This is a genomic window from Bradyrhizobium hipponense (assembly GCF_008123965.1).
GTDB classification, from domain to species: Bacteria; Pseudomonadota; Alphaproteobacteria; order Rhizobiales; family Xanthobacteraceae; genus Bradyrhizobium; species Bradyrhizobium hipponense.
This window is the reverse complement of record NZ_VSTH01000077.1, coordinates 13540-38732: the sequence shown is the minus strand read 5'-3', so window position 1 is coordinate 38732 and position 25193 is coordinate 13540. Positions and strand designations below refer to the sequence as shown.

At 65.4% G+C, this 25193-nt stretch carries 24 protein-coding genes; 12 read left to right on the top strand and 12 right to left on the bottom strand.

What is annotated here, in order from left to right; translation table 11 throughout:
* On the top strand, positions 1 to 551 hold a 551-nt coding region (locus FXV83_RS22395), incomplete at its 5' end, for a DUF2147 domain-containing protein (protein WP_148741551.1).
* Positions 552 to 738: 187 nt separating this feature from the next.
* Positions 739 to 1089 (top strand): hypothetical protein, encoded by a 351-nt coding sequence (locus FXV83_RS22390; protein WP_148741550.1) that lies wholly within the window; start codon positions 739 to 741, stop codon positions 1087 to 1089.
* Positions 1090 to 1231: 142 nt separating this feature from the next.
* Here the strand turns inward: FXV83_RS22390 and FXV83_RS22385 are convergent, their stop codons facing one another.
* The gene (locus FXV83_RS22385) at positions 1232 to 1636 is read right to left on the bottom strand and encodes a (R)-mandelonitrile lyase (RefSeq protein ID WP_148741549.1); all 405 of its coding nucleotides are present in this window, start codon (positions 1634 to 1636) and stop codon (positions 1232 to 1234) included.
* 23 nt (positions 1637 to 1659) lie between these two features.
* The gene (locus FXV83_RS22380; protein ID WP_148741548.1) at positions 1660 to 2358 is read right to left on the bottom strand and encodes a ribonuclease activity regulator RraA; all 699 of its coding nucleotides are present in this window, start codon (positions 2356 to 2358) and stop codon (positions 1660 to 1662) included.
* A gap of 249 nt (positions 2359 to 2607) precedes the next feature.
* On the opposite strand from FXV83_RS22380, the gene pxpB reads away from it, so the two are divergent.
* The 3 genes from pxpB to FXV83_RS22365 are packed head-to-tail and all read left to right on the top strand — an operon-like array spanning position 2608 to position 5173.
* On the top strand, positions 2608 to 3339 hold the full coding sequence (gene pxpB / locus FXV83_RS22375) for a 5-oxoprolinase subunit PxpB (protein ID WP_148741547.1): 732 nt from the start codon (positions 2608 to 2610) through the stop codon (positions 3337 to 3339).
* Positions 3336 to 4373: a 5-oxoprolinase subunit C family protein gene (locus tag FXV83_RS22370; protein WP_148741546.1), complete on the top strand. Its 1038-nt coding sequence runs from the start codon at positions 3336 to 3338 to the stop codon at positions 4371 to 4373. Before pxpB ends, FXV83_RS22370 begins: the two co-directional genes overlap by 4 nt.
* Before the next feature lie 32 nt (positions 4374 to 4405).
* Positions 4406 to 5173 carry a LamB/YcsF family protein gene (locus FXV83_RS22365; protein ID WP_148741545.1) on the top strand — a complete coding sequence of 256 codons (768 nt, stop codon included), beginning with the start codon at positions 4406 to 4408 and terminating at the stop codon, positions 5171 to 5173.
* A 129-nt stretch (positions 5174 to 5302) separates the two neighbouring features.
* On the opposite strand, the gene FXV83_RS22360 is transcribed toward FXV83_RS22365, so the two are convergent.
* From FXV83_RS22360 to FXV83_RS22340, 5 genes are all read right to left on the bottom strand, one after another.
* Positions 5303 to 5455 carry a hypothetical protein gene (locus tag FXV83_RS22360; RefSeq protein ID WP_035666020.1) on the bottom strand — a complete coding sequence of 51 codons (153 nt, stop codon included), beginning with the start codon at positions 5453 to 5455 and terminating at the stop codon, positions 5303 to 5305.
* Between the two features lie 215 nt (positions 5456 to 5670).
* The gene (locus FXV83_RS22355; RefSeq protein ID WP_148741544.1) at positions 5671 to 7284 is read right to left on the bottom strand and encodes a sulfite reductase subunit alpha; all 1614 of its coding nucleotides are present in this window, start codon (positions 7282 to 7284) and stop codon (positions 5671 to 5673) included.
* Positions 7281 to 9062 (bottom strand): NirA family protein, encoded by a 1782-nt coding sequence (locus FXV83_RS22350; RefSeq protein WP_187436073.1) that lies wholly within the window; start codon positions 9060 to 9062, stop codon positions 7281 to 7283. The genes FXV83_RS22355 and FXV83_RS22350 overlap by 4 nt, the downstream gene beginning before the upstream one ends.
* Positions 9063 to 9396: 334 nt before the next feature.
* Positions 9397 to 10560 (bottom strand): CmpA/NrtA family ABC transporter substrate-binding protein, encoded by a 1164-nt coding sequence (locus tag FXV83_RS22345; RefSeq protein WP_148741542.1) that lies wholly within the window; start codon positions 10558 to 10560, stop codon positions 9397 to 9399.
* A complete protein-coding gene (locus FXV83_RS22340) occupies positions 10557 to 11147 on the bottom strand; it encodes an ANTAR domain-containing response regulator (protein ID WP_148741541.1) in 591 nt (196 codons plus the stop codon). Before FXV83_RS22340 ends, FXV83_RS22345 begins: the two co-directional genes overlap by 4 nt.
* A gap of 109 nt (positions 11148 to 11256) precedes the next feature.
* On the opposite strand from FXV83_RS22340, the gene rimO reads away from it, so the two are divergent.
* Complete coding sequence (gene rimO / locus FXV83_RS22335) at positions 11257 to 12582, top strand: 30S ribosomal protein S12 methylthiotransferase RimO (protein WP_148741540.1); 1326 nt, start codon at positions 11257 to 11259, stop codon at positions 12580 to 12582.
* Between the two features lie 235 nt (positions 12583 to 12817).
* Entirely contained in the window at positions 12818 to 14014 is a 1197-nt protein-coding gene (locus FXV83_RS22330; protein ID WP_148741539.1) for an acetylornithine transaminase, read from the top strand.
* A 103-nt stretch (positions 14015 to 14117) separates the two neighbouring features.
* Here the strand turns inward: FXV83_RS22330 and FXV83_RS22320 are convergent, their stop codons facing one another.
* The 3 genes from FXV83_RS22320 to pcsA form a co-directional block, all read right to left on the bottom strand.
* Positions 14118 to 15092, bottom strand: coding sequence for a quinone oxidoreductase family protein (locus FXV83_RS22320; protein WP_148741537.1), 975 nt, complete (start codon positions 15090 to 15092; stop codon positions 14118 to 14120).
* A 92-nt stretch (positions 15093 to 15184) separates the two neighbouring features.
* On the bottom strand, positions 15185 to 15910 hold the full coding sequence (locus FXV83_RS22315) for a TerC family protein (protein ID WP_148741536.1): 726 nt from the start codon (positions 15908 to 15910) through the stop codon (positions 15185 to 15187).
* A complete protein-coding gene (gene pcsA / locus FXV83_RS22310; protein ID WP_148741535.1) occupies positions 15907 to 16674 on the bottom strand; it encodes a phosphatidylcholine synthase in 768 nt (255 codons plus the stop codon). The genes FXV83_RS22315 and pcsA overlap by 4 nt, the downstream gene beginning before the upstream one ends.
* Before the next feature lie 86 nt (positions 16675 to 16760).
* Between pcsA and FXV83_RS22305 the strand changes: the two genes are divergently transcribed.
* Entirely contained in the window at positions 16761 to 17945 is a 1185-nt protein-coding gene (locus FXV83_RS22305; protein ID WP_148741534.1) for a UbiH/UbiF family hydroxylase, read from the top strand.
* A gap of 23 nt (positions 17946 to 17968) precedes the next feature.
* Here the strand turns inward: FXV83_RS22305 and FXV83_RS22300 are convergent, their stop codons facing one another.
* Positions 17969 to 18922, bottom strand: a complete 954-nt coding sequence (locus tag FXV83_RS22300) for an AEC family transporter (protein ID WP_148741533.1) — start codon at positions 18920 to 18922, stop codon at positions 17969 to 17971.
* Between the two features lie 106 nt (positions 18923 to 19028).
* Between FXV83_RS22300 and hspQ the strand changes: the two genes are divergently transcribed.
* Entirely contained in the window at positions 19029 to 19361 is a 333-nt protein-coding gene (hspQ, locus tag FXV83_RS22295) for a heat shock protein HspQ (protein ID WP_148741532.1), read from the top strand.
* Between the two features lie 76 nt (positions 19362 to 19437).
* On the opposite strand, the gene FXV83_RS22290 is transcribed toward hspQ, so the two are convergent.
* On the bottom strand, positions 19438 to 20250 hold the full coding sequence (locus FXV83_RS22290; protein ID WP_148741531.1) for an invasion associated locus B family protein: 813 nt from the start codon (positions 20248 to 20250) through the stop codon (positions 19438 to 19440).
* A gap of 260 nt (positions 20251 to 20510) precedes the next feature.
* On the opposite strand from FXV83_RS22290, the gene FXV83_RS22285 reads away from it, so the two are divergent.
* From FXV83_RS22285 to FXV83_RS22275, 3 genes are all read left to right on the top strand, one after another.
* Positions 20511 to 22358, top strand: coding sequence for an extracellular solute-binding protein (locus FXV83_RS22285; RefSeq protein WP_187436074.1), 1848 nt, complete (start codon positions 20511 to 20513; stop codon positions 22356 to 22358).
* Between the two features lie 4 nt (positions 22359 to 22362).
* On the top strand, positions 22363 to 23862 hold the full coding sequence (locus FXV83_RS22280) for an AMP-binding protein (RefSeq protein WP_148741529.1): 1500 nt from the start codon (positions 22363 to 22365) through the stop codon (positions 23860 to 23862).
* 84 nt (positions 23863 to 23946) lie between these two features.
* On the top strand, positions 23947 to 25170 hold the full coding sequence (locus FXV83_RS22275; protein WP_148741528.1) for a GGDEF domain-containing protein: 1224 nt from the start codon (positions 23947 to 23949) through the stop codon (positions 25168 to 25170).
* Positions 25171 to 25193: the final 23 nt, after the last annotated feature.

Below are 25193 nucleotides of genomic sequence, written 5' to 3'. Positions count from 1 at the left end.
CTCCCGCGCCACCCGCGCCGCCGCCGGCCACCACCGCCAACAATGCGCCGGCCGATACGGCTGTGCTGCCACCGCCCGCACCGGCTCCCGCTCCAATCGAGCAGCAGGCGGCTCCCGCCGTGACGCCGCCGCCGACCGTGGCTGCCGCTCCGCCCGCGCCCCCTGCGCCGCCTCCGCCAGTTACCCCGGCGGCGCCCGTTCAGTCGGCCGCCGTCGCGCCGGCTCCTGCAGCGGCGCCTACGCGCGATCTCAACTCGCCGCTTGGCGTCTGGCTGACCGAGGAGAAGGAAGGCAAGGTCCGCATCGAGCAATGCGGCACCAATCTCTGCGGCTATTCGCTCGATTCCAAGTCGAACCAGAACGGCGAGCAGGTCCTGATCAATATGAAGCCCGGTAAGGACCAGAAATGGTCCGGCCGTATCCTCGATCCTAACTCAGGCTCGACCTATGATTCCACGATCGCGCTGAAGGGCACCGACCGCCTGCGCGTGCAGGGCTGCGCCTTCGGCGGCATGTTCTGCGGCGGCCAGACCTGGACACGGGTGAACTGAGCCCGCGTTCGAGGTTGTGACGGAAGCAAGGGCCCCTTGATCGGGGCCCTTTTGCTTTTCGCGTCAAGGGCCGCGTCATCGCAGGGTGCGCCACCTCACAGAGGCCCCTTCGGACGTGACACCTCTCACATCGCCGGTTCCGCGGCCATGACAAGATCCCCGCATGGTCAACTCACAGGGGCGTGTCATGAACGGTTTTCGCAAGTGTCTTTTCGCCACGATCCTCGCCATCGGGATGCCGGCCACGCAGGCAAGCGCCAGCACTTTCGATGGCGCATGGAACGTCCGTATCGCATCGTCGAGCCGGACCTGCGGCAACGGCTCAACCGTCGCAATCGGCATCAACAACGGTCAGATCGCCTCGAGCAGCGTCGCGGTAACGGCGTCCGGCCGTGTGGCGGATGCCGGCAGCATCAACGTCACCTTGAGCACCGGCATCAAGCGCGCCGTCGGCTTCGGCCGGCTCAGCGGCACCTCCGGCTCGGGCACCTGGCGCGGCGCGATGTGCACGGGAACATGGACCGCCGAGCGGATGTAAGGTGGCGTGTCCCGGACAAGCAGCGACGCGAAGCGTTGCTGCGCAGACCCGGGACCCAGCAGTCGTGATGCCGTCAAAAGTTTTGGGCCCGGATCGGCGACGCATCGCCGCGGGGAGATGCGTCTTGTCCGGGGCACGAGAGCTAGCCGACCGCCGCTCCATACTCCGCGTCGGTCACCGGCTCCAGCCAGGTCGAATAGACGCCGCCGAGCGCTTCCTGCATGGCGATGTGGGTCATGCCATTGGTCGGCGAGCCCCCGTGCCAGTGCACCTCGTTCGGCGGAATCCAGACGGTGTCGCCGGGACGGATTTCGATGACAGGCCCGCCCTTGGTCTGAACGCGCCCGACGCCCGAAATCACATAGAGCGTCTGTCCGAGCGGATGGTGATGCCAGTTGGTGCGCGCACCCGGCTCGAACGAGACGCGTGAGCAGTTCAGCCGCGCCGGCGCGGGCGCCATGATGACGGGGTCCTGCCAGACCGTGCCGGTGAAGTGTTCCTTGGGCGCGCGGCGGGTCGGCCGCGTGCCTGCGACAGTGATCTCCATGGGTAGCCTCGCTTGTTGTCTCGTTACTTCTTGCTTGCCGCGTAGCGCGCCTTGGTCTCGGCGTTCATGGGATAGAGGCCCGGCAGGACGGCACCGTTGTTCACCTCGTTGACGATCCAGGCTTCCATCCGTTCCTGCTCGACGCCCTCGGCGAGCACGTGATCGAGCATCGCCTGCGGGATCAGCACGCAACCGTCCTGATCGGCGACCACGATGTCGTTCGGGAACACCGCGACGCCGCCGCAGCCGATCGGCTCGCCCCAGCCGACGAAGGTGAGGCCCGCAACCGACGGCGGCGCAGCATAGCCGTCGCACCACACCGGCAGATTGGTGCCGAGCACGCCCTCGAGGTCACGCACCACGCCGTCAGTGACGAGCGCGGTGACGCCGCGCTTGACCATGCGCGCGCAGAGGATGTCGCCGAAGATACCGGCATCGGTGATGCCCATGGCATCGACCACGGCGATGCAGCCGTCGGGCATTGCCTCGATCGCGGTGCGGGTCGAGATCGGCGACGACCAGGATTCCGGCGTCGCCAGATCCTCGCGCGCCGGCACGAAGCGCAGCGTGAAGGCCGGTCCCACCAGGCGCGGCTGGCCTAGACGCAGCGGACGGGCGCCTCGCATCCACACGTTACGCAGGCCCTTCTTCAGCAGGACCGTGGTGATGGTGGCAGTGGTGATGCCGGCGAGGGTCTTGCGGGCTTCGGGGGACAGCGACATGGAAAAAGACGAGCTCCGGATGGGCGGGAAGGAACGCCGCGCATCTTGCGAGGCGGACGCTTCGCGTCAAGGGCCAAGAACGCGAATCAAGAGCGCGCCCCACGCGGCTGTTATGCGACGCGATAACAAGGCTTTATCGCCTGCCCTTGCATTAATTTATTGGACTTGCGGACGCATTTACGCGAAGCAGGGCGATGCGGAACTCAAGGCTGAGCCCGCGTTACTCCAGAAGCCCGATTTCGACAGCTCATGGCCGCGACGCTTCCTCCGCCCCGCCTTCTGCCCAGTGGCGACAGCGCCGTCACGGTCGAGTTCAGCCGCACCATCGACGAGGACGCCAACCAGCGCGTGCTGGCGCTCGACAAGGCGCTCGCAGCAAGCCCTGTCGATGGCATCACCGAATCCGTACCCACCTATCGCTCGCTGCTGGTGCATTACGATCCCGGCAAGATCGGCTTCGATACGCTCGGCGAAAAGCTGCTTGCGCTCGCCAGCCAGCCGCTGCCGCCGGCCACGACAGCGCGGCGCTGGCGCATTCCCGTCGCTTATGGCGGCGAGCACGGCATCGATCTCGAGGATGTCGCCAAGGCGCTGAACACCACGCCCGACGACATCGTCGCCAGGCATGTGGCCGGCGACTACAAGGTTGCCATGATCGGCTTCACGCCGGGCTGGTCCTATCTCAGCGGGCTGGACAAATCCCTGCACATGCCGCGGCGGCAGAATCCGCGGCTGCTGACGCCCGCCGGCACGATCTCGATCGGCGGCATCCAGGCCGGAATCCAATGCCTGGCTGCTCCGAGCGGATGGCACCTGCTCGGCCGCACGCCGGTGCGGACCTATCAGCTGCACCGGAATCCGACCTTCCTCACCGAACCCGGTGATCGCGTGACGTTTTTCGCCATCGACCACAAGACCTTCGAGGAGCAGGACCGCGCCGCGGAAGCCGGCGAGATCGTCGCCGAGCAGGTGGTCGCATGAGCCGGCTCGTCGTCGCCAGCATCGGGCCTGCAAGCTCCGTCCAGGATGGCGGGCGTCTGGGTGCGCAGCGCTATGGCCTGACGCCGAGCGGCGCGATGGACCGGCTGGCGCTTGCGGCGGCGAATTGCCTGGTCGGCAACGAGCTGTTCGCAGCCGCTGTCGAGATTGGTCCATTCGGCGCCGCCTTCACCGCCCGCGACGGCGCCGTGCGGGTCGCGATCGCAGGCGCGCCGCGCAATGCCGACATTGCCGGGCGGCCGGTGGCCATGGACACATCTGTGACGCTGAAGGACGGCGAGACGCTGACGCTGGGCTTTGCCCGCGGCGGGGCCTTCACCTATCTCGCGATCGAAGGCGGTATCAAAGGCGAGCCCGTGTTCGGCAGCCTCGCGGTGAACGCGCGCGCGGGCCTCGGCAGCCCCTACCCGCGCCCGCTCCAGGCCGGCGACGAATTCACCGTCGATGCCGCGAGCGGCGCGCCCGAATTGCGGATCGAATTGCCGCAGCCGTCGAGCGGTCCGATCCGCGTCGTGATGGGTCCGCAGGACGACGAGTTCGACGACGCCAACAAGGCGCTGTTCTTAAATAGCGAGTGGAAGATCTCGGCGACCTCCGACCGCATGGGCTACCGGCTCGAAGGACCCGCGATCAAGCATCTGCACGGCCACAACATCGTCTCCGACGGCACCGTCAACGGCAGCATCCAGGTGCCCGGCAACGGCGCGCCGATCGCGCTGATGATGGACCGCGGCACCTCCGGCGGCTACCCGAAGATCGCAACCGTGATCACGGCCGATGTCGGCCGCCTCGCGCAGACCTCGGCGGGAACAGCGTTCCGCTTCAAGCAGGTCACCATGGCCGAGGCGCAGGACGAGGCACGCAAGTTTGCGCAGTTGATCCGGAACCTGCCCGATCGCCTGCGTTCTTTCGACGCCGTCGAGCTCAACATCGAGGCGCTCCAGGATGCTAACGTTGCGGGCTATGCGGTGAGCGCCGTCGATGCCGGCACATGGCAGGTCATTGCGGAGCCGTAAACCACAAGACGACCAGAGGCGGAGAGCACCCCATGAAGACGATCGATCTCAATTGCGATCTCGGCGAAGGTTTTGGCGCGTGGGAGATGGGCAATGACGCTGCGATGATCGAACTGGCGAGCTCGGTCAACGTCGCTTGCGGCTTCCATGCCGGCGATCCCGATATCATGCGCCGGACGGTCGAGCTTGCAAAAGCGCGCGGCGTCTCGGTCGGCGCGCATCCCGGCTATCGCGACCTGCACGGCTTTGGCCGGCATCCGATCGCGGGCCTGAAGGCCTCCGAGATCGAGAACCTCGTCGCCTACCAGATCGGCGCGCTGCAGGCGATCGCAACCGCCGCCGGCCACAAAGTGACCCATGTGAAGGCGCATGGCGCGCTCTCCAACGTCGCCTGCGAGGACGACATGACCGCAAAGGCAATCGCGGCCGGCATTAGGGCGGTCGATCCCAGCCTGATCTTCGTCGTGCTCGCCAATTCGAAGCTGGTGAAGGCCGGGGAAGCGGCCAATCTGCCGATGGTGCACGAGGTGTTCGCCGACCGCGCCTACGAGGACGACGGCAATCTGGTCTCGCGCAAGAAGCCCGGCGCCGTGCTGCACGACGCCAAGGCCATCGCCGACCGCGTGGTGCGCATGGTGCAGGATGGCGCGGTGGTCTCGGTCACCGGCAAGGTCATCAAGATGCGGACGGACACGGTCTGCATCCACGGCGACACGCCCGGCGCCGTCGACATCGCGCGCGGCCTGCGTCAGGCGCTGAAGGATGCAGGAATCGAGGTGGCGCCGTTCAAGCGCGGGTGAGACGGACTCGGTGCCGTAGGGTGGGCAAAGCGCAGCGTGCCCACCAAATCGTTTTCACATGTTGAGGGATGGTGGGCACGGCGCGCGAAGAGCGCGCCTCTGCCCACCCTGCGGACCTACGAAGCTTCGTTAGAACGGATGCACCGACAGCGTGCCGAACACGATGGCGGCGATGACGGCGAAGGCGCTGTAGAGCGCCAGATGATGGGCACTCGCCCCGGTCCGCCGCGAGAGCGAGCGCGCGTAAAAGTGCAGTCTGGCTTCCGCCGATAGTTCGCGCATGGTCGATCTCCAACGCCCCATTTGCGGGATTATGAAGGCTCAACCCTGGGTTCAGGCAAGATCGCGACGGAAATAGCGATGGAGGTTCTCTTGGGAAGCCCCATCGCAGCAACAAATTCTCCTCATCCGCAGGTTCCGAGAATCCTATTCGTTAAAATCCGAGCCGATTGGAACCGAGTCAGACTCCCAGAAGCACGACGCGTTGGGATCGCGCCTTAGTACACGTCAGCCTGAAAGCGTCCGGTCTTCTTGAGTTCGGCGACAAAACTGACGGCTTCATCGGTCGAACGCGCGCCGAACTGTGCGACGATGTCGACCAGCGCGCGCTCCACGTCCTTGGCCATGCGCTTGGCATCGCCGCAGATGTAGAGATGCGCGCCCTCGGCGAGCCAGGTCCACAGCTCGCGGCCGACCTCGCGCATGCGGTCCTGCACGTAGAACTTCTTCTCACCGTCGCGCGACCAGGCCAGCGACAGACGCGTCAGCAGGCCCGAGGTCTTCATCGCGTTGAGCTCGTCCTGGTAGAAGAAGTCGCAATCGCTGCGCTGGTGGCCGAAGAACAGCCAGTTCTTGCCGGGCGCGCCGGTCGCCTTGCGGTCGAACAGGAAGGCGCGGAACGGCGCGATGCCGGTGCCGGGGCCGATCATGATGATCGGCGTCTTCGGATCCTGGGGCAGGCCGAAGCCGTGCGCCTTCTGCACATAGACCTTGAGCTTTTCGCCCTCGGAGATGCGTTCGCCGAGGAAGGTCGAGGCGACGCCGATCCGCTTGCGCTTGCCGATGACGTAGCGCACGGAATCGACCGTCAGCGACAGCTTGCCGGGCGTCGCATTGTGCGAGGACGAGATCGAATAAAGCCGCGGCTGGAGCGGCTCGAGCGCCTCGACGAAGGCCTCGGGATGCGGCCGCGTGCCGGAAAATTTCTGCAGCGCCGCCATGACGTCCAGCGTCGCGGCATCGCCATCGGGATCCTCGCCCTGCGCCAGCGCCCGCGCCTTCTCGCGCTGCGCGCCGCCGGTGATGAACGAAATCAGCTCGAACAGCGTGTCGGGCGCCGGCGACAGCGAAACGTCGTCGATCAACACCTCGCGCAGCGTCTTGCCGTTGACCTTGGTGGTGTGCGAGGCGCCGAGCAGCGCGATGATCTGATCGACGAGGCCGACATCGTTGCGCGCGAACACGCCGAAGGAGTCTCCGACGACGTAGTCGAGCTTGCTTTCGGAGAGATCGAAGTCGACGTGATAGGTCTCCTTCTCCGACTTCCCCTTGTTGAGCAGGCGCCGCGACAGGAAGGTCGCGGTAACAGGGTTGTCGCGCGAGCGGCCGGGTTCGGCAATCGTCACCGTCACGGCCGGCGCGGTCACTTTGTCCTGCTTGTCGGTAGCTTTGGCCGCCGGTGCCTTGTCCAGCTCTTCGTGCAGGGCCTTGAGCATCCGCGCGGTTTCCTTGCCGCCGGGGACGCAAAGGTTGAGCCGGGCCTCGCTGCCGCTCGCAATCGCCTCCGAATAGTCGTGGCAATTATAGCCGCACTGGCCGCAATCCTGCTGCGCCATCGCCGCCATCATCTTGCGGCGCACGGGGCGGCCTTCGGCGAGCTTCATCCGGTCGGCAATCGGCATGGTCTGGTCGTGCCATGGCGCTTCGCCGTCATCCCCGTCGCCGGCTGCGCCTTGCATCACGGCAGCGCCCTGCTCCGCCGACAAAGGCGCGGCGGCGTCAGGCGACAATAGGCCGGCAAAGAATCCGTTCAGCCAGGAGCGCTGCGCATCGGAGAACGGTGCGCTCGCGGGAATGATGTCGATTTTGGGCGGAGGGCTGATCTGGTTCATGAGGATACCTCTGCATCGGCAAGCTTGCGCAGCGTCTCGCCATCGTGGCGGCGCGCAAAGGAAAGGAAGGTTTCTTCGGTAGATGCGCGATGGGCGATGTAGGCCTTGAGCAGACCTTCAACGGTCTTCGGCGCATCCTCGGCCTTGAGGTCGTGATAGACCTCCTGCCCGACATCGGCGTTGGGACCGAAGCCGCCGCCGGTGAAGAGATGGTAGCCCTCGACCGTGTCGTCTTCGCCGACCGGCACACGCGCGCCAATCAGCCCGATGTCGCTGATGTAGTGCTGCGCGCAGGAATGGTGGCATCCGGTGACGTGGATGTTGACCGGCTTGTCCATCGCGACGCGCGGCTCGCACCAGTCGCCGATCTCGGCGGCGTGAAGCTTGGTATTCGACGCGGCGAAGCGGCAACCAGCATTGCCGGTGCAGGCAATCAGGCCGGCGCGGATGTGGGAGGCTTCGACCGCAAGCCCGATCTGCTTGATCGCTGCAATCGCCAGCTCGACATTCTCGTCGCGCACGCCCGGGATCAGCAGGTTCTGCCAGACGGTCAGGCGGATATCCCCGTCGCCGAGATCCCGCGCGACCTTGGCGAGGCCCCGCATCTGTCCACAGCTGATCTTGCCGAGCGGCACCGACACGCCGATCCAGTTCAGCCCTTCCTGCTTCTGCTTGTGCACGCCGATATGCGCCATGCGGTCCGACGCAGGCCGCGGCACAAACGCCTCTGCCGGCACGCGCGTAAGCGGCTTCTTCAGCCGCTCCTCGACAAGCTTGAGGAAGCCGTCATGGCCCATGGCGTCGAGCACATATTTCAGCCGCGCCTTGTTGCGGTTGGTGCGGTCGCCGTGCTCGATGAACACGCGCACGATGGCGTCGGCAACGGCAGTGGCCTCTTCCGGCTTGACGACGATGTCGGAGTACTTTGCGAAATCCTTGTGTCCGGTGATGCCGCCAAGGCCAAGGCGAAACCAGATCCCGGGCTCGACGCCGAAGCCGTCCTTCACCTCGAACGCCGTGAATGCGATGTCGTTGGTCTCCTCGAGCACGGCGATCCTGCCGGCGCCGTCGAAGGCGACATTGAACTTGCGCGGCAATCCGTACAACGAGCGATCATTCAGGATGTGGTAGTGCCACTCGCGCGCGTAGGGCCGCGTGTCGATCAGCTCCTGCGGATCAATGCCTGCGGTCGGCGTTCCCGTCACGTTGCGAATGTTGTCGGCGCCGGAGCCGCGTGAGCACAGGCCGAGATCCTGGATGCCCTCGATCAGCTTCACGGCGTGCTTCGGCGGGACCTCGCGAAGCTGGAGATTGGCGCGCGTGGTGACGTGGCTGTACGGGCCGCACAATTCCTCGGCGAGATCGGCAAGGCCGGACAGCTGCCAGTGCTTCATGACGCCGTTCGGAATGCGCAGGCGGCACATGTAGGAGTCCTGCGTCGGCGCGACATAGAAGATGCCGAAATAGCGCCAGCGGAAGTTGTCCGCGGGGCTCGGCGGCGCGTTGTCGAGCGCCTGCTGGCGCAGCCGCGGATAGGCGTCGAAGGGATGCTCGTCGCGCTTGAATTTCTCCTGGTCGGCGAGCTTCTTTCCCGCGGCGATGACCTTGTCCTGCGCCTTGATGTGCACGGCATCGGGACCCGTGGGCTCAGCGTTCGCCTTGCCGGCGCCGCCGCCGAGACCACGACCGACCCGGCTGATCTGCAAACCGGTCGTGAAGCCTTCGAGATAGCGTTTCTGGTCGTCGGTAAAGTCGACTGAGACAGTGTCGATTTTCATGGTCGGTAACGAAGCTCCTGCGGCCACCTCGGTGGCATCGACGGAAAAGTGCACGACCCGCGAGGAACTCGGCTGGCTCGAGAGCCGGCTCTGCACCCAACGGTCCGGTCAGCTTCGTTGCTGCGGGACTTGGCTCAGCAGGCATCTGTGACAGGCTGGCCGCAGTGCAACATTCAAGTTGCGTGCCAGCTTTGACGAAATGGAAACTTTCGAAATTTCAGGTAATTAGAGAGGTCACGCGAGATCCCCAGTTGGGGAACCTTCACGAAATTCGAGCAGCCAGCTCAAAATTTAGACGACAATCCCGCGCGCCCAAAAACGGTGCAGGCCCGAATCAGGCCTTCCAGCGGCCCACCTCGAAGGCCTCAAGATGCCCTCGAATGTTGTTGGGATCGAAGGCGGGGCCGGCGAACGCGCCGAACGCTGCGGGAGCCTCCGCAGGCGGCCGCTGGCCGAGAGCCGCGTCGTAAAGATCCGGCCTGAACACGGCCATGGCCGTCTTGACGCCGTCGGGCGTCAGCGTCGTCTGGCCCCAGCGCACCATCTGCGCATAGAGCCAGGCCGCCTGGACCGGATCCGGGCGCCCTGCTCCTTCGCGTCCGACCAGGAGGTAGCGGCCGCTTTCGCGGAAGGTACCGTCGGGCGAGATCTTCAGGCGCCCATCAAGCGTGCGCTGGATCACCTCGGCGTCGACGCCGATCCGTTCCGGCTGCGCCAGAATTCGCGCCGCCTCGGCCAGGTTCGAAGGCTGCTCAATGAACGCCGCGCCCTTCACCGCCGCACGTACCAGGGCTGCGACCACATCCGGATGGGTGTCAGCCCAGACCTGGCGAACCGCCAGCACTTTCTCTGCCGCACGGTCGAGAATGTCGGAGACGAAATGCAGGATGTGGCCGATGCCGAGATCGACCGCGACCGAATTCCAGGGCGCGCCGACGCAGAACGCATCGACCTGGCCATTGGCGAGGCTGTCGACCATGTAGGGCGGCGGCAACACGACGAGGCGAACGTCCTCGTCCGGATCGACGCCGGCGGCCGCCATCCAGAACCGCAATTGATAATTGTGCGTCGAGAACGGGAAGGTCATGCCGAAGGTCAGGGGCTCGGCCCCCGCCTTGCGGCGCTTGGCGACCACCTTCGCCAGCGCTTTCGCCGTGGCGAGCGGATCGAAACGATCGCCGTTGATCTCCTCCACCAGCGCCGCATGCAGCGTCGGGGAGACCGTGATCGCGTTGCCGTTGATGCCGAGGTTGAAGGGCGCGGCGATCGGAACCTTGACGTGCCCGAGCCCGAGCGAGGACGCGATCGCGACCGGCGCGAGCAGATGCGCGGCGTCGAACAGGCCGATATTGAGCTTGTCGCGGACGTTGGACCAGGACACCTCGCGCACCAGTTCGACCTCGAGCCCCTCGGCGGCGGCAAAGCCCTTGTCGACGGCGACTATCAGGGCGGCGGCATCGACCAGCGGGATGAACCCTATGCGGAGGGCAGCGGTCATTTCAGCATCTCCGACGCGGTGATGATCGACTGGGCGATCTCGCCGATTTTCTTCTTCTCGCGCATCGCAGTCGAGCGCAGCAGCACATAGGCCTCATCCTCGGTGAGGCCTTTCACCTTCATCAAAATGCCCTTGGCGCGCTCGATGATCTTGCGGTCCTCGAGCTGCGACTTGGTGCGCTCCAGCTCCTCTTGGAGCTTGGCGAAAGCATTGAAACGCGACACGCAGAGGTCGAGGATCGGCTTGATGCGCTCTTTCTTCAGCCCGTCGACGATGTAGGCGGACACCCCCGCCTCGACGGATGCCTGGATCGACGCCGAGTCGCTTTGGTCCACGAACATCGCGATCGGCCGCTTCACGGCGCGGCTGACCTGGAACATCGCCTCGAGCACGTCGCGGCTTGGGTTTTCCAGATCGATCAGGATGATATCGGGGTCGACCGCATAAATACGGGCGAGCAGGCTCTGCATTTCGCGGATATGGACGACCTGCGTGAACCCGGATTCCCGCAACCCTTCCTCGAGGATCGCGGCCCGGATCGGGCTTTCGTCAACGATCACGATTTTGGGCGATTGTTCGGCGCTCATTGCTCACTCACCACGGCGATTCATCCATAGCACGCCCGCGGGCCATGCAAAGGGTTGTAATTATGGGCAATTGGGACTAGCTCAGGCCTGTCAATCAGGCAGATTAGATATGGATCAGACGGCTGCGCCCAAGGTCAGCTTCGTGTCGCTCGGGTGCCCCAAGGCATTGGTGGATTCCGAGCGCATCATCACGCGCCTGCGCGCCGAAGGCTACGAGCTCGCTCGCAAGCATGACGGGGCCGACATCGTCATCGTTAACACCTGTGGCTTTCTCGACAGCGCCAAGCAGGAATCGCTCTCGGCGATCGGCGAGGCCATGGCCGAGAACGGCAAGGTGATCGTGACCGGTTGCATGGGTGCGGAACCCGAGCAGATCGAACAGGCCTATCCCGGCGTGCTGTCGATCACGGGCCCGCAGCAATATGAGAGCGTGCTGGACGCCGTGCACCGCGCGCTGCCGCCGGCACACCATCCGCATCTCGATTTGGTGCCGCCGCAGGGCATCAAGCTGACGCCGCGCCACTACGCTTACTTGAAGATTTCCGAGGGCTGCAACAACCGCTGCACCTTCTGCATCATCCCGAAACTGCGCGGCGATCTCGTCTCGCGTCCGGCTGGCGACGTGCTGCGCGAGGCCGAGCACCTGGTCGGCGCCGGCGTCAAGGAACTGCTGGTGATCTCGCAGGACACCTCGGCCTACGGCGTCGATCTGAAATATGCCGAGAGCCCGTGGAAGGATCGCCAGGTCCGCGCCAAATTCCTCGACCTTGCGCGCGAGCTCGGCGAGCTCGGGGCCTGGGTCCGGCTGCAATATGTCTATCCCTACCCGCATGTCGACGAGGTCATCGCGCTGATGACGCAAGGCACGGTGCTGCCCTATCTCGACATCCCGTTCCAGCATGCGAGCCCCGATGTGCTGAAGGCGATGAAACGCCCGGCGGCGCAGGACAAGACGCTGGCGCGGATCAAGCGCTGGCGCGAGCAATGTCCAGATCTCGCGTTGCGCTCGACCTTCATTGTCGGCTTCCCCGGCGAGACCGATGCCGACTTCGCCTATTTGCTCGACTGGCTGGACGAAGCCGAGATCGACCGTCTCGGCTGCTTCAAATACGAGCCGGTTGCGGGCGCCACGTCGAACGCGATCGAAAATCCGGTACCGGAAGAGATCAAGCAGGAACGCTACAACGCGCTGATGGCGCGCCAGCAGAAGATCTCCGCGCGGCGGCTGAAGCGCAAGGTGGGCACGCGCCAGCAGATCATCATCGACGAGGTCGGCCCGACCGTCGCAAAGGGCCGTTCGAAAGCCGATGCGCCCGAGATCGACGGTGCCGTTTACTTAACGAGCCGCCGCCCGTTGCGCGTCGGCGAGATCGTCACGGCCAAGATCGAGCGCGCCGACCAATATGATCTGCACGGCAGCGTCGCGGGATTCTAACGCCTGCTTGACAAGCCCCGCCCTTCACCTGTATTGCCGCGCCCCATGATCAGCTCCCGGACCCACCTGCGCCAAGCCATGCGTCGTCGCTCCCGCGACGATGATGGGTTGCGCCATGTCCGACGACGCCGCTGAAGCACTGACATCAGCAGAGTTTTCGAGAAGGCCGCACCCGCAAAGTGCGGCCTTTCTGCTTTTCGCGCGCCCTTTCCACCCGCCTCCAGAGGAGTTCGACATGACCGACGCCATCGATCCATATGACGCGCTGATGGACATCACCGCACGGCCCAAGACGGTGTTCGTCCGCGGCGCCGGCTCCTACCTCTGGGACGACAGCCGCAAGCGCTATCTCGATTTCGTGCAGGGCTGGGCCGTGAACTGTCTCGGCCACTCGCCGCCGGCGATCGCGGACGCGCTTGCCGCACAGGCCAAGCGGCTGTTGACGCCGAGCCCGGCCTTCTACAACGAGCCGAGCCTCAAGCTGGCGCAGGCGCTCGTCGCAAACAGCGCCTTCGACCAAGTGTTCTTCGCCAATTCCGGCGCGGAAGCCAACGAGGGCGCAATCAAGCTCGCGCGCAAATTTGGCAGCCTGCACAGGAACGGCGCGTTCGACATTATCAGCTTCGAAGGCGGCTTTCACGGCCGCACGCTGGCGACGATGTCGGCCTCGGGCAAGAAGGCTTTCGAACCACTGTTCGAGCCGAAGGTTGCGGGCTTCAAGAAGGCGAAGCTCAACGACATTGCCTCGGTCGAAAAGCTGATCAACAGCAACACCGTCGCTGTGATGCTCGAGCCGATCCAGGGCGAGTCCGGCGTGTGGCCCGCGACCGATCAGTTCCTGCAGGAGCTGCGCGCGCTCACCGAGGCGCACGGCCTGCTCTTGGTCTTCGACGAGATCCAGACTGGCATGGGCCGGACCGGCAAGCTCTTCCACTATGAGCACGCTGGCATCGCGCCCGACATCATGACGCTCGGCAAGGGCATCGGCGGCGGCGTTCCGCTCGCGGCCCTGCTTGCGACCGAACGCGCGGCCTGTTTCGAGCACGGCGACCAGGGCGGCACGTTCAACGGCAACCCGATTATGTGCGCGGCGGGGCTCGCGGTGCTGGAGGAGGTCAGCCAGCCCGACTTCCTCAAGTCGGTCGCCGAGACCGGCCTGCTACTCGAAAGCGAGTTGCAGAAGGTCTCGGCCCGGCACGGCCTCGGCGAGGTGCGGGGCCGCGGCCTGCTGCTGGCGCTCGACCTCAAGCTGCCGATCGCACCCGGCATCGTCGCGCAGGCGTTCGAGGCCGGCGTGCTGCTGAACGCACCGCAAGTCGACGCACTGCGCTTCATGCCGGCGCTGAACGTCACGAAGGCGGAGATCGCCGAGATGATCGATTGTCTCGACGGGATATTGACGAAGGCGGGTGCGGCACGGCGGGTGGCGTAGGCCTCGTCATTGCGAGGAGCCCTTGCGACGAAGCAATCCAGACTGCTTCTGCGGATGCAGCCCTGGATTGCTTCGCTTCGCTCGCAATGACGAGAGAAACTAACTATGGCTTCAGGATCGACGCGCCCGTGGTCTTGCGGCTTTCGAGATCGATATGCGCCTTGGCGGCGTCCTTCAGCGCGTAGGCATGGTTGATCGGCACGTGCAGCTTGCCGTTGATGACGGCAGCGAACAGCGTATCGGCGCCTTCCAGCAGCTCCGAGCGCTTGCCGATGTAGTCGTTGAGCTTCGGCCGTGTCGCAAACAGCGAGCCGTGATTGTTGAGCTCGGCGATCGAGAACGGCGGCACGGGCCCGGAGGCATTGCCGAAGGAGACGAACATGCCGCGCGGCTTCAGGCAGGACAGCGAGCCCGGGAATGTCGACTTGCCGACGCCGTCATAGACGACGTCGCAGCCCTCGTTGCGGCTGATCTGTTTTACGCGTGCGACAAAGTCTTCCTCGTTGTAGAGGATAACGTGATCGCAGCCATTGGCCTCGGCGAGCTCGGCCTTCTCGCGCGAGCCGACCGTGCCGATCACATGAGCGCCCATCGCCCTCGCCCACTGGCAGGCAAGCAGGCCGATGCCGCCAGCCGCGGCGTGGATCAGCACGCGGTGATGCGGCTCGACCTTGAATGTCTTGTGCAGGAGATACCAGACCGTGAGCCCCTTGAGCATCAGCACGGCGCCCTGCTCGTAGGTGATGTGGTCGGGCAGCTTGACCAGCCGCTCCAAGGGAATGTTGCGCTCGCCCGCATAGGCGCCGAGATTGTGATAATAGGCGACGCGGTCGCCGGGATGAAAATTCGTGACGCCCGGTCCGACCGCGACGACCTCGCCCGCGGCTTCGTTGCCGGCGATAAAAGGCAGCCCCGGCGCCTTGTAGAGCCCGGTGCGATAATAGACGTCGATGAAGTTCAGCCCGACCGCATGCTGGCGGATGCGCACCTCGCCGGTAGCAGGCGCAGGCACATCGACGCTCTCATAGACCAGGGCCTCGGGGCCTCCGACCTTGTGCACACGGACGGCTTTGGTCATCGTTTGACCTCCTCTCGGTCTTCTCGCGGATGAGCGAAAGACATCGCGCCCGCCTTGTCAACTCGACGCCAGCACTGAACGCAGGAACCGAACTATTTGGCGGCTTTCCTGCGGTTTCGCTTCGCCAGCACGTTGAAGAACTCGACCGCAGCCGAGAACGCAATCGCGAAATAGATGTAGCCGCGCGGAATGTGGAATTGGAATCCGTCCGCGACCAGCGCGACCCCGATCAGCACCAAAAACGCCAGCGCCAGCATCTTGGTGGTCGGATGCTCCGCGACGAATCGCGACACGGGACCAGAGGAAATGTACATGATCAGGCAGGCGATCACGACGGCCGCTATCATGATCTCGATGTCCTGGGCCATGCCGATCGCGGTGATGATCGAGTCCAGCGAGAACACGATGTCGATGACGATGATCTGCACAATCACCCAGAAGAAGGCGTTGCGGCCAGGGGCACCCTCACCGTCCTCATCGCCCGCGTCGACCTCGGCATGGATCTCGTGGGTCGCTTTCGCGATCAGGAACAGGCCGCCGCCGATCAGGATGAGATCGCGCCAGGAGAAGTCGTAACCGCCGAACGAAAACACCGGCGCGGTCAGGCCGATCAGCCAGACCAGCACGCTAAGGAGGATGATGCGGAATACCAGCGCCAGCGCCAGCCCGATCTGGCGGACGCGATTTGCCTGCTTCTCGGGAATGCGCGAGACGATCACCGACAGGAAGATGACGTTGTCGATTCCGAGCACGATCTCGAGCGACGTCAAGGTGAGCAGCGCGGCCCAGGCTTCGGGGCTGGTGAGCAGATGCATCACGCGAAGGATCTTACGAACCGGATCAATGCGTCGCTGAAGACGATCCAGAGCGCGATCGCGCAGAGCGCCACGGTGACGGTCGTGCCGACGTGAAAGTCCATCTTCAGCGCGTAGAGCCCGAGCAGCGCCCAGATCGCGATGAGCGACATCGTCAGCCAGCGCAGCCGCACCACGCGCACCGGATGCAGCACATGGAACGGCACGAAAGTCAGCACCACCAGCGCTGCGACCAGCAGAGTGGACAGCAGCGGCGGCCAGTGCAGCAGAAACAGATAGAACGCCGCCGCATTCCACAGTGCCGGAAACCCGCGAAAATGATTGTCGTCCGCCTTCATGCGCAGATCGGCGAAATAAAGCGCGCTGGTGACGATGATGGCGACGCCGAGCAGAGGCGCCGCGACCGGCAGCAGCAGACCGCTCGCCACGATGGCGTAGGCCGGCACGAAGACATAGGTGACGAAGTCGACGACGAGATCGAGCACTTCGCCCGACCAGTTTGGCTGCACGTTCTTGACGTCGAGCCGGCGCGCGATCGGACCGTCGATCGCATCGATGATCAGCGCCATGCCCAGCCACAGAAACATCGCCGCCCAGTGCTCGCGCACGGCCTCCAGCATCGCCAGCAGCGCGATCGCCGCGCCGAAAGCGGTGAAGATGTGCACCGAGAAGGCCGCGGCGCGGATCGCAGGCGTCGGCTTCAGGGAATCCTCTTGGCTGTCCATGGCTCCTGCTATCAGAATGACACCGGTTTGCACATCCGCCATTGCGGCGCTCGGTCGCACAATTCGTCATAAAATCAGGCAAAATCAGCGGGCTTGAATTTGCCGTGGAGCGTGTCAATTGTCGTTCCATGACAGACGTATCGACGCTCTTTGACGCAGCCGTGATCGGCGGCGGACCAGCTGGCCTTGCGGCGGCCATCGCGCTGGCGCAAGCCGGCGCCCGGACCGCGCTGGTGGCGCGGCGCCTGCCCTATGCCGACAACCGCACCACCGCGCTGCTTGGCGCCTCCGTCGGGCTGCTGGAGACGCTCGACGTCTGGCCGCGCTGCAAGGACAAGGCCGCCGCGCTCGAAGTCATGCGCCTCGTCGACGACACCGGGCGGCTGTTCCGGGCGCCGGAGGTGCGGTTCTCCTGTCACGAAATCGATCTCGACGCCTTCGGCTACAACATCGACAACCGCTCGCTGATGATGGCCCTGGAAGCCCGCGCGGCTGAATTGCCGGGCCTCGTCCGTTTCGACGACGAGGCCGAGGCCGTCGTGATGGAAGCCGACGACGTCGCGATCGGCACGGCGTCCGGAAAATTCCTCTCGGCCCGGCTGGTGGTCGGCGCCGACGGCCGCCATTCGCTGTGCCGCGAGGCCGCCGGCATCTTGGTGACGCGGCGCGACCTGACGCAGACCGCGCTGACCTTCAACGTCAGCCACGTGCGGCCGCATCGCAACGTCTCGACCGAATTCCACACGCCGCACGGTCCCTGCGTGTTCGTGCCCCTGCCCGGCGACCGCTCCAGCATCGTCTGGGTCGCGGCGCCCGCAGAGGCCGAACGGCTGCGCGGCTTAAGCGACGCGGAGCTGTCCGCTGCGATCGAGAAGCAGTCACATTCCATTTTGGGGCGTATGACGGTCGAGCCGGGACGCCACCTGTTCCCGCTGGCGATCGAGCGGCCCAAATCCTTCGCCCGGGACCGCATCGCGCTGGTCGGCGAAGCCGCCCATGTGGTTCCTCCGATCGGCGCCCAGGGCCTCAATCTCGGCCTGCGGGATGCCGCCGATATTGCCAGACTCGCAGGCGAAACCGTCGCCGCCGGTTGCGATCCCGGGGCCCCCGACGTGCTCAGGCGCTACGATCGGGCGCGGCGGCCGGACATCTTGAGCCGGACGTTTGCGATCGATATCGCCAACCGCTCCCTGCTCAACGATTTCCTGCCGCTCCAGCCGGTTCGTGCCATCGGCATGCACCTGCTCGGCGCCATCGGCCCGCTCCGCCGCTTCGCCATGCGCGAGGGGCTGACGCCGACTTGGCGAAGGTAATCTGGCGAAGGTAAAGCGCGCGCTCAGGGAAACGCCAGCCGGCCGCTCTGGAGCAACCACATCACGCTCGTCAGCGTGACCACGGACGCAAAAGTCCCGAGCAGCACGGCGACGGAGGCGGATTCGATCCAGGCATCGTTCTGCCGGGCGATCACGAACACGTTCAGCGCCGGCGGCAGCGAGGCCATCAGCACCGCGGTCGCGGCCCAAGGCTGCGCGAACGGGCCGAATGCCAGCATCAGGCCGAACGCCGTGAGTGGATGGATCACGAGCTTGACCGCGATCACGCCCGGCACTTCCCAGGGCACGCGATCGAACGGGCGCAGCGCCACCGTCACGCCGAGCACGAACAGCGCGGTTGGAGCCGCCGCGTTCTGGAGGAAGGTGATGGTGCGGTCGAGCGCGACCGGCAATTCGATATGCAGCGCCGCGACCGCCGCGCCAAAGCAGGCCGACATGATCAGCGGGTTGAGCACGATCTGCTTCAGCACGACGCCGAAGGCGTGCACCAGCGAGGGATGGTCGCGGTCGGAAAGCTCGATCAGGAGCGGCACGATCGTGAACAGGAAGATGCTGTCGCAGCAGAAGATCAGTGCCGTCGGGGCCGAGGCCTTCGCTCCGAGCACGGCAAGCGCCAGCCCCGGTCCCATGTAGCCGATATTGCCGTAGCCGCCGGACAGGCCGGCGAGCGTCGCCTCGCGCAGCGACAGCCGGCCAAGAACCTTGCCGAGGACGAGCGCGAGGGTGAACGCCGCAACCGTCGACAGCGTGGTCGCAACCAGGAACGGCGGGTTGTTCAGCTCCGAAAACGGCGTCTTCGACATGATCGCAAACAGCAGCGCCGGCAGCGACACGTAGAGCAGGAAGAAGTTCATCCAGGCCAAGCCCGATTCCGGCAACGACTTGACCTTGCCGCAGGCAAAACCGACGAAGATCAGGCCAAAATAAGGTAGGGCCAGATTGAGGATATCGACCATTGATGAAGTGTTTTCTGAGGACCTGGGGGCTATCCGCCCCTTAAGCGAAGGTTAATTCCAATTCAGGCCACTAGCATCGGCCACAATCCTGGTCTATCGACGGGGAATGATTAAAGCGCGGACCGCCAAATTCCAGATCGGACAGGTCGTGCGCCACCGGATCTTCTCGTTCCGGGGCGTGATCTTCGACATCGATCCGGAATTCAACAACACCGAGGAATGGTGGCTGTCGATCCCCGAGGAGGCGCGGCCCCACAAGGATCAGCCGTTCTATCACCTGCTCGCGGAGAACGCTGAGTCGGAATACGTTGCCTATGTCTCCGAGCAGAACCTGCTGCCGGACGAATCCGGCGAGCCGATCCGTCATTCCCAGGTCGCCGAGATTTTCATCAAGGACAAGGGCGGCGGGTATCGGCCGCGCAATCCGTCGTTGAACTGAATTCGCCGCCAGCAAGCGGTCAGCAAAAAAAGGCGCTCGAGGTGAGCGCCTTTTTCATGTTCGGGATTTGGCCCGATTACTTCTGACCGGCGGGAGCGGCGCCAGGCGCACCACTCTGCTGCTCGAGCTTCTTGCGCTGCTCGTCGGCCTTCTTCTGAAGCTCTTCCTGAAGCTTCTTCTGGGTTTCCTCGAACACCTTCGGGTCGGTCGGCGGACCGTCATAGGCCTTCTGGAATTCGCCGGCGAGCGGCAGCGGCAAGGTCAGCGGTGCGCCGTTGGCGTTGATCGCCTGCACCACGAGGTTCTGGCCCTTCTTCATGTTGGCGAGAAGCTCGGGCGTCGCCTCGTAGTCCGACATGCAGCCGTTCTGGAAGCAGATCACATAGGGGCTCTGCAGCGGCGCATTGCTGTCGACGATGATACGGGTGCCGTGCACGAGCTGCATGCCGAGCGGCAGCGTCACGCGCAGGATCTTCTTGGGCTCGCCTTCCGGCTCGATGATCACAGCCGCGATGACCGGCTGACCCGATTCGATGCGGCCGTCCTTGCCCGTGAAGCAGACCTGCTTGGCGTTAGCGTCCTGGCCCTTGAGGCAGAACTTGGTCCAGGGGGCGTAGATCAGCTGGATCTGCTGATCCGCCGGCTGAGCCGCGCCCTGCTGCGCCGGAGCGCCTTGAGCGGGGGCCTGCTGGGCCTGGGGCGTCTGGGCGGGCGCCGGAGCCTTGGGGGCGGCCTTCGGCGCGGCTTTCGGCGCCGCCTTGGGCGTGCCAGGAGCCGGCGCTGGAGTCTGCGCCTCAGCAGCAACAGGAACGGCCAACGCCGTCGCCGTCAACAGGGCGAGAAGTCGCCCGCGCGGCCGGACGGACGCGGCCAAGTAACGGAAATTCATTGCGGAAAACCCTTTCTGAACGGGAAGCGCCCGAACCGCTCCGAAGCGCCGAACCTAGCCGCTTTGGGCGCGGCTCTCTCCCCGTCAATTGAGGCGGATAAGTGACGGGCTCGGCGCACTTGCGCGATTGCCCGCCTTCATAGCGTGGCCGACGAAAAGATCAATGCCGACAACCATCTTTGGCCGCATCAGGGCCTGACCTCCGCGAAATTCCCTGTGATAGGATTCAGACCCGCCGCTCCTCGAATCAACGTGTGCCGATGTTCATGTTCCAGCGCCTTTTCGAGGGCCCCGGCGTCCGCCTCGCGTTTGCCTTCACGTTTGTCCTGGCCATCGCGCTGTCGGCCAGCGGGGCGCAGGCCGAGGAGGCCCATGCCATCGCCATGCACGGCAAGCCGGCGCTCCCTGCCGATTTCAGCCACATGCCCTACGCCAATCCCGACGCGCCCAAGGGCGGGCGGCTGACCTGGGGCATGCTCGGCACCTTTGACAGCCTCAATCCGTTCATCGTCAAGGGACTGGCCGTGCAGCAGATCCGGAGCTACGTGGTCGAGAGCCTGCTGGCGCGCGGCAATGACGAGCCGTTCACGCTTTATGGCCTCCTCGCCAAATCGGTCGAGACCGACGACGAGCGGACCTTCGTCACCTTCCGCCTCGATCCCCGCGCCCGCTTCTCCGACGGCAAGCCGGTGCTCGCCGAGGACGTCCTGTTCTCCTGGCAGCTGCTGCGTGACCACGGCCGCCCGAACCACCGGCAGTATTATTCCAAGGTCACCAAGCTCGAGGCGCTCGATCCCCTCACCGTTCGCTTCGACCTCACCGGCGCCAATGACCGGGAATTGCCGCTGATCCTGGGCTTGATGCCGATCCTGCCGAAGCACGCGGTCGATGTCGCAACCTTCGAGGAGACGACACTGGCGGGCCCGATCGGCTCGGGTCCCTATCGCGTGACGGCCGTGAAGCCCGGTGCCAGCGTGACATTGACCCGCAATCCCGATTATTGGGGCCGCGACCTGCCGATCAATCGCGGCCTCTACAATTTCGACGAGATCCGGCTCGACTATTTTCGCGAGGCCAACGGCCAATTCGAAGCCTTCAAGCGCGGCCTCTATGATTTCCGCGTCGAGAACGAACCGCTGCGCTGGCACGAGGGCTACGATTTTCCGGCGGCGAAGAGCGGCGAAGTGATCCGCGATACCATCAAGCCGGGCATGCCGCAGCCCTCGGAATTCCTGGTGTTCAATACAAGGCGTCCGATCTTCGCTGACATCCGCGTGCGCCAGGCGCTGACGCTTTTGTTCGACTTCGAACTGATCAATCGCAACTACTTCTTCGGGCTATATTCGCGCGTGGCCGGCTATTTCGCCGGCTCGGACCTGTCGGCCTATGGCCATCCTGCCGATGCGCGCGAGCGCGAACTGCTACGGCCCTTTGCAGCGCAGATCCCGCCCGACATCCTGGACGGCAGCTACCGTCTGCCGATGACCGACGGCTCGGGGCGCGACCGAACGACGCTCCGCGCCGCGCTGAAACTTCTGTCCGAGGCCGGCTACGATCTCGACGGCACCGTGCTGCGCAACCGCGCCACCAAGGCCCCCCTCACTTTCGAGATTTTGGTGACGACCCGCGATCAGGAACGCATCGCGCTCGCCTTCCAGCGCGATCTCAAGCGGGCCGGCATCGCGCCGACCGTGCGCTCGGTCGATCCCGTGCAGTTCGACCAGCGCCGGCTCGGCTACGAATTCGACATGATCCAGAACCGCTGGGACCAGTCGCTGTCGCCCGGCAACGAGCAATATTTCTATTGGGGCAGCGACGCCGCCGACAATCCGGGCACCCGCAACTACATGGGCGCCAAAGATCCGGCGGTCGATGCCATGATCGCAGCCCTGCTCGAGGCCCGTGATCATACGGACTTCGTCTCGGCGGTGCGGGCGCTCGACAGGGCTTTGATCGCCGGCTTCTACACAATCCCCCTGTTTAACGTATCGGAGCAATGGATCGCGCGCTGGAATCGGATAGAACGGCCAAAGGCAACCGCGCTGTCCGGCTACCTTCCGGAGAGCTGGTGGTCGAAGGGTGAGCCTAAAGCCAGTCAAGCGAAGTGACGCCGTGAACCAGCCAGCCGTATCGCCGACGCTCGACACGCTGTTCCAGCGCACGCTGTCCGGGCAGCCGCACGCTTTGGCCCTGCTCGATCCGCTCAACAAGCCGCGCGTGACCGGCCACCAGCCGCGGCGGCTGACCTATGCAGAGGCCGACACCGCTATCGAAGCACTGTCGGCCTATTTCGTCGAATCTGGCCTGCCGGCCAATTCGGTCATCGCGATCCAGCTGCCCAACACGGTCGAGTTCGTGCTCACGGTGCTCGCCGCCCATCGCGCCGGCCTCGTGGTCGCCGTGCTGCCGCTGCTCTGGCGCCATGCGGAACTAACCGCTGCGCTGAACCGCACCGCGGCGCGCGCCATCGTCACCATGAGCAAGGTCGACGGCGTCAACTATTCCGACCTCGCCATGCACGCCGCGGCCGAGGCCTTCTCGATCCGCCATGTCTGCGGCTTCGGCACCGACCTGCCCGAAGGCATGGCCTCGCTCGACGAGGTGATGGCGCGCCCGCCCGGCACCACCCGCGCCGTGATCCAGGACGGCCGCAAGGCGGCGATGATCTCGTTCGACGTCACCGCGGAGGGCTTTCGCCCGGTGCCGCGGCCGCATTTCAGCCTGATCGCCGGCGGCCTTGCGATGTCGCTGGAAGCTGACATCAAGCAGGGTGCGACGGTGATGACAGCGTTCACGCCGATGTCGTTCGTGGGGCTCGCGTCCTCGCTTGCGGTGTGGCTGCTCTGCGGCGGCACACTGGCGCTGCATCACCCCTTCGAGATCGACGTGCTGGAGCAGCAGATCAACGAGCATGAGTGCCAGGTGCTGATTGCGCCCGCGCAGCTCGCCCTGCGGCTCGGCGATTCCGATCTCGCCGCGCGGATGCCGACCTTGCGCAACATCATCGGCCTGTGGCGCGCGCCCGAGCAGGTGGCGGCGAGCGAAGCCTGGATCGCACCGCATGCGCCGCTTACGGACGTCTATCTGTTCGGCGAGGCCGGATTGTTTGGCGCCCGGCGCGGCGAGAACGGCATGCCGGTGGCGGTGATGCCCGGGCCGCACGGCGCGCCGCGCGAGCAGTCGGGCTCCTCGATCGCCGGCGAGATCCTGCTGACGCCGAAGGGCACGCTCGGCCTGCGCGGGCCGATGGTGCCGATCGCAGCCTACGCCCTGCCGCAGCCCGTCGACACCCTGACGGCGCAGCTGCCGCGCGACTATGTCGACACCGGCTATGCCGCGCGGATCGACCGTCCCAGCGGTGCGATCTGCATCACCGCGCCGCCCTCCGGCATCATGGCCGTCGGCGGCTACCGCTTCCTCTCCAACGATCTCCAGGAATGGGCGCGCCGGCTTGGCCAGGGCGCGCTGCTGACCGCCCTGCCCGACCGGCTCTCTGGTCACCGGCTGGCTGGCCGGGCCCAGGACAATGCCCGCGCCCGCGAGGCACTCAGCGAACTCGGGCTTAACCCCCTGATGGTCGAGGCATTTCGCGACCGTTCCGGGCCGGCTTGAGCGCAGTTTCGGCAGATGCGTTGACGCTGCATTAAGGCGGCCAAACTAGATTGCGCAGCATCGATTGCGCGATCAGAGTTTGCGATGTCCCAAGCCGGTCCGATCCTGTTTGTGTCCGATGCCGAGCGGCCGGCCTTCATTGCGGCGCTGGACGAGGCGCGGCTCTTTCCCCTCGTCGACAGCGATTGGGCCAGCGCTGCGCGCGCCGTCCAGGAGATGCAGCCGGCCGCGGTTCTCGCCGCGATGCGCGGCGGACACGAGCCGCATATCGCCGCGCTCGCGAAAGAGGTCGCCGACCAATCGCTGTACCTGCCGCTGGTCGCACTGGACCCGCAAGGCAGGCTGCCCCACAACGCCCTGCCCTTCTCCTCGCAAGGCGGCAATCCGGACCGCCTGGTCGCGCGGCTCCGCGCCGCACTCCGCGTGCGCACCCTGCATGCAACGGTGCTGCGCCGGCTGCCGGAGGTGAAGGTCTCGTTGCCGGAGGCCGATCCCGCGCGCGATGCCACCGTGCTCCTGATCGGTCGCGGCGCGGCCTATCCCGCGCTCTCCGTCGCGCTCGGCGAACGTGTCGGCGTCATCGGTGCGCTCTCGATCGAGGCCGCGGCAAAGCATCTCAATACCCGCCACATCGATGGCGTCGTGCTTGCCGAAGGATTTACCCCGCGCGTCGCCGACGCCTTTCTCACGGTGCTGGCCGAGGACACCCGCTTCCGCAGCCTGCCCGTGATCCTCACCGCACACCAGCTCACGCAGAGCTACGACATGCCCAATCTCGAGCTGATCCCCGGCGAGCCGGCGAAAGTCGCCGCCAATGCGCTGCCCTTGATCCGCCAGCACGCCATGGAAGCGCAACTGAGCCGCACGCTGCGCTCGATCGACGCCGGCGGCTTGCTTGACCCGCGCAGCGGCCTGCTCACGCCGGAAGCGTTCGCCCGTGATTTCGCAAGAGCGGTGGAGCAGACGCTCGCTCGCGGCGGTGGCCTGTCGGTGGCGCGCTTCGCCTTCGATCCAGGCAATCCGCGCGCTCAGTTGGATGCCGCCCGGATCCTGAGCCGGCTGATGCGGCAGATGGATTTCGGCGCCGCGCAGAAGGATGGCTCGGTGATCGTCGTGTTCGCGGAAACCGACTTCCGCACCGCGCACATGATCGCCCGCCGCCTCTCCGCAGTGATGCGGCACACCTCGAACGGCAAGCACGAGATGCGCAGCGATCCCGTCGTCAGCGTGGATTCGCTGTCGCCGTCGGATACGGCGCGGTCACTGCTCGGGCGGTTGTCCGCCGAGGCGCCGCGCGCGGCGTCGTAGTTTTCTCGGGCGCTGCCGCAACA

Excerpts from the sequence above, each read along its gene's own strand:
- FXV83_RS22390 (WP_148741550.1), top strand. The coding sequence starts at position 739 with ATGAACGGTTTTCGCAAGTGTCTTTTCGCCACGATCCTCGCCATCGGG.
- FXV83_RS22385 (WP_148741549.1), bottom strand. The coding sequence starts at position 1,636 with ATGGAGATCACTGTCGCAGGCACGCGGCCGACCCGCCGCGCGCCCAAG.
- FXV83_RS22380 (WP_148741548.1), bottom strand. The coding sequence starts at position 2,358 with ATGTCGCTGTCCCCCGAAGCCCGCAAGACCCTCGCCGGCATCACCACT.
- pxpB (WP_148741547.1), top strand. The coding sequence starts at position 2,608 with ATGGCCGCGACGCTTCCTCCGCCCCGCCTTCTGCCCAGTGGCGACAGC.
- FXV83_RS22370 (WP_148741546.1), top strand. The coding sequence starts at position 3,336 with ATGAGCCGGCTCGTCGTCGCCAGCATCGGGCCTGCAAGCTCCGTCCAG.
- FXV83_RS22365 (WP_148741545.1), top strand. The coding sequence starts at position 4,406 with ATGAAGACGATCGATCTCAATTGCGATCTCGGCGAAGGTTTTGGCGCG.
- FXV83_RS22360 (WP_035666020.1), bottom strand. The coding sequence starts at position 5,455 with ATGCGCGAACTATCGGCGGAAGCCAGACTGCACTTTTACGCGCGCTCG.
- FXV83_RS22355 (WP_148741544.1), bottom strand. The coding sequence starts at position 7,284 with ATGAACCAGATCAGCCCTCCGCCCAAAATCGACATCATTCCCGCGAGC.
- FXV83_RS22350 (WP_187436073.1), bottom strand. The coding sequence starts at position 9,062 with ATGAAAATCGACACTGTCTCAGTCGACTTTACCGACGACCAGAAACGC.
- FXV83_RS22345 (WP_148741542.1), bottom strand. The coding sequence starts at position 10,560 with ATGACCGCTGCCCTCCGCATAGGGTTCATCCCGCTGGTCGATGCCGCC.
- FXV83_RS22340 (WP_148741541.1), bottom strand. The coding sequence starts at position 11,147 with ATGAGCGCCGAACAATCGCCCAAAATCGTGATCGTTGACGAAAGCCCG.
- rimO (WP_148741540.1), top strand. The coding sequence starts at position 11,257 with ATGGATCAGACGGCTGCGCCCAAGGTCAGCTTCGTGTCGCTCGGGTGC.
- FXV83_RS22330 (WP_148741539.1), top strand. The coding sequence starts at position 12,818 with ATGACCGACGCCATCGATCCATATGACGCGCTGATGGACATCACCGCA.
- FXV83_RS22320 (WP_148741537.1), bottom strand. The coding sequence starts at position 15,092 with ATGACCAAAGCCGTCCGTGTGCACAAGGTCGGAGGCCCCGAGGCCCTG.
- pcsA (WP_148741535.1), bottom strand. The coding sequence starts at position 16,674 with ATGGCGGATGTGCAAACCGGTGTCATTCTGATAGCAGGAGCCATGGAC.
- FXV83_RS22305 (WP_148741534.1), top strand. The coding sequence starts at position 16,761 with ATGACAGACGTATCGACGCTCTTTGACGCAGCCGTGATCGGCGGCGGA.
- FXV83_RS22300 (WP_148741533.1), bottom strand. The coding sequence starts at position 18,922 with ATGGTCGATATCCTCAATCTGGCCCTACCTTATTTTGGCCTGATCTTC.
- hspQ (WP_148741532.1), top strand. The coding sequence starts at position 19,029 with ATGATTAAAGCGCGGACCGCCAAATTCCAGATCGGACAGGTCGTGCGC.
- FXV83_RS22290 (WP_148741531.1), bottom strand. The coding sequence starts at position 20,250 with ATGAATTTCCGTTACTTGGCCGCGTCCGTCCGGCCGCGCGGGCGACTT.
- FXV83_RS22285 (WP_187436074.1), top strand. The coding sequence starts at position 20,511 with ATGTTCATGTTCCAGCGCCTTTTCGAGGGCCCCGGCGTCCGCCTCGCG.
- FXV83_RS22275 (WP_148741528.1), top strand. The coding sequence starts at position 23,947 with ATGTCCCAAGCCGGTCCGATCCTGTTTGTGTCCGATGCCGAGCGGCCG.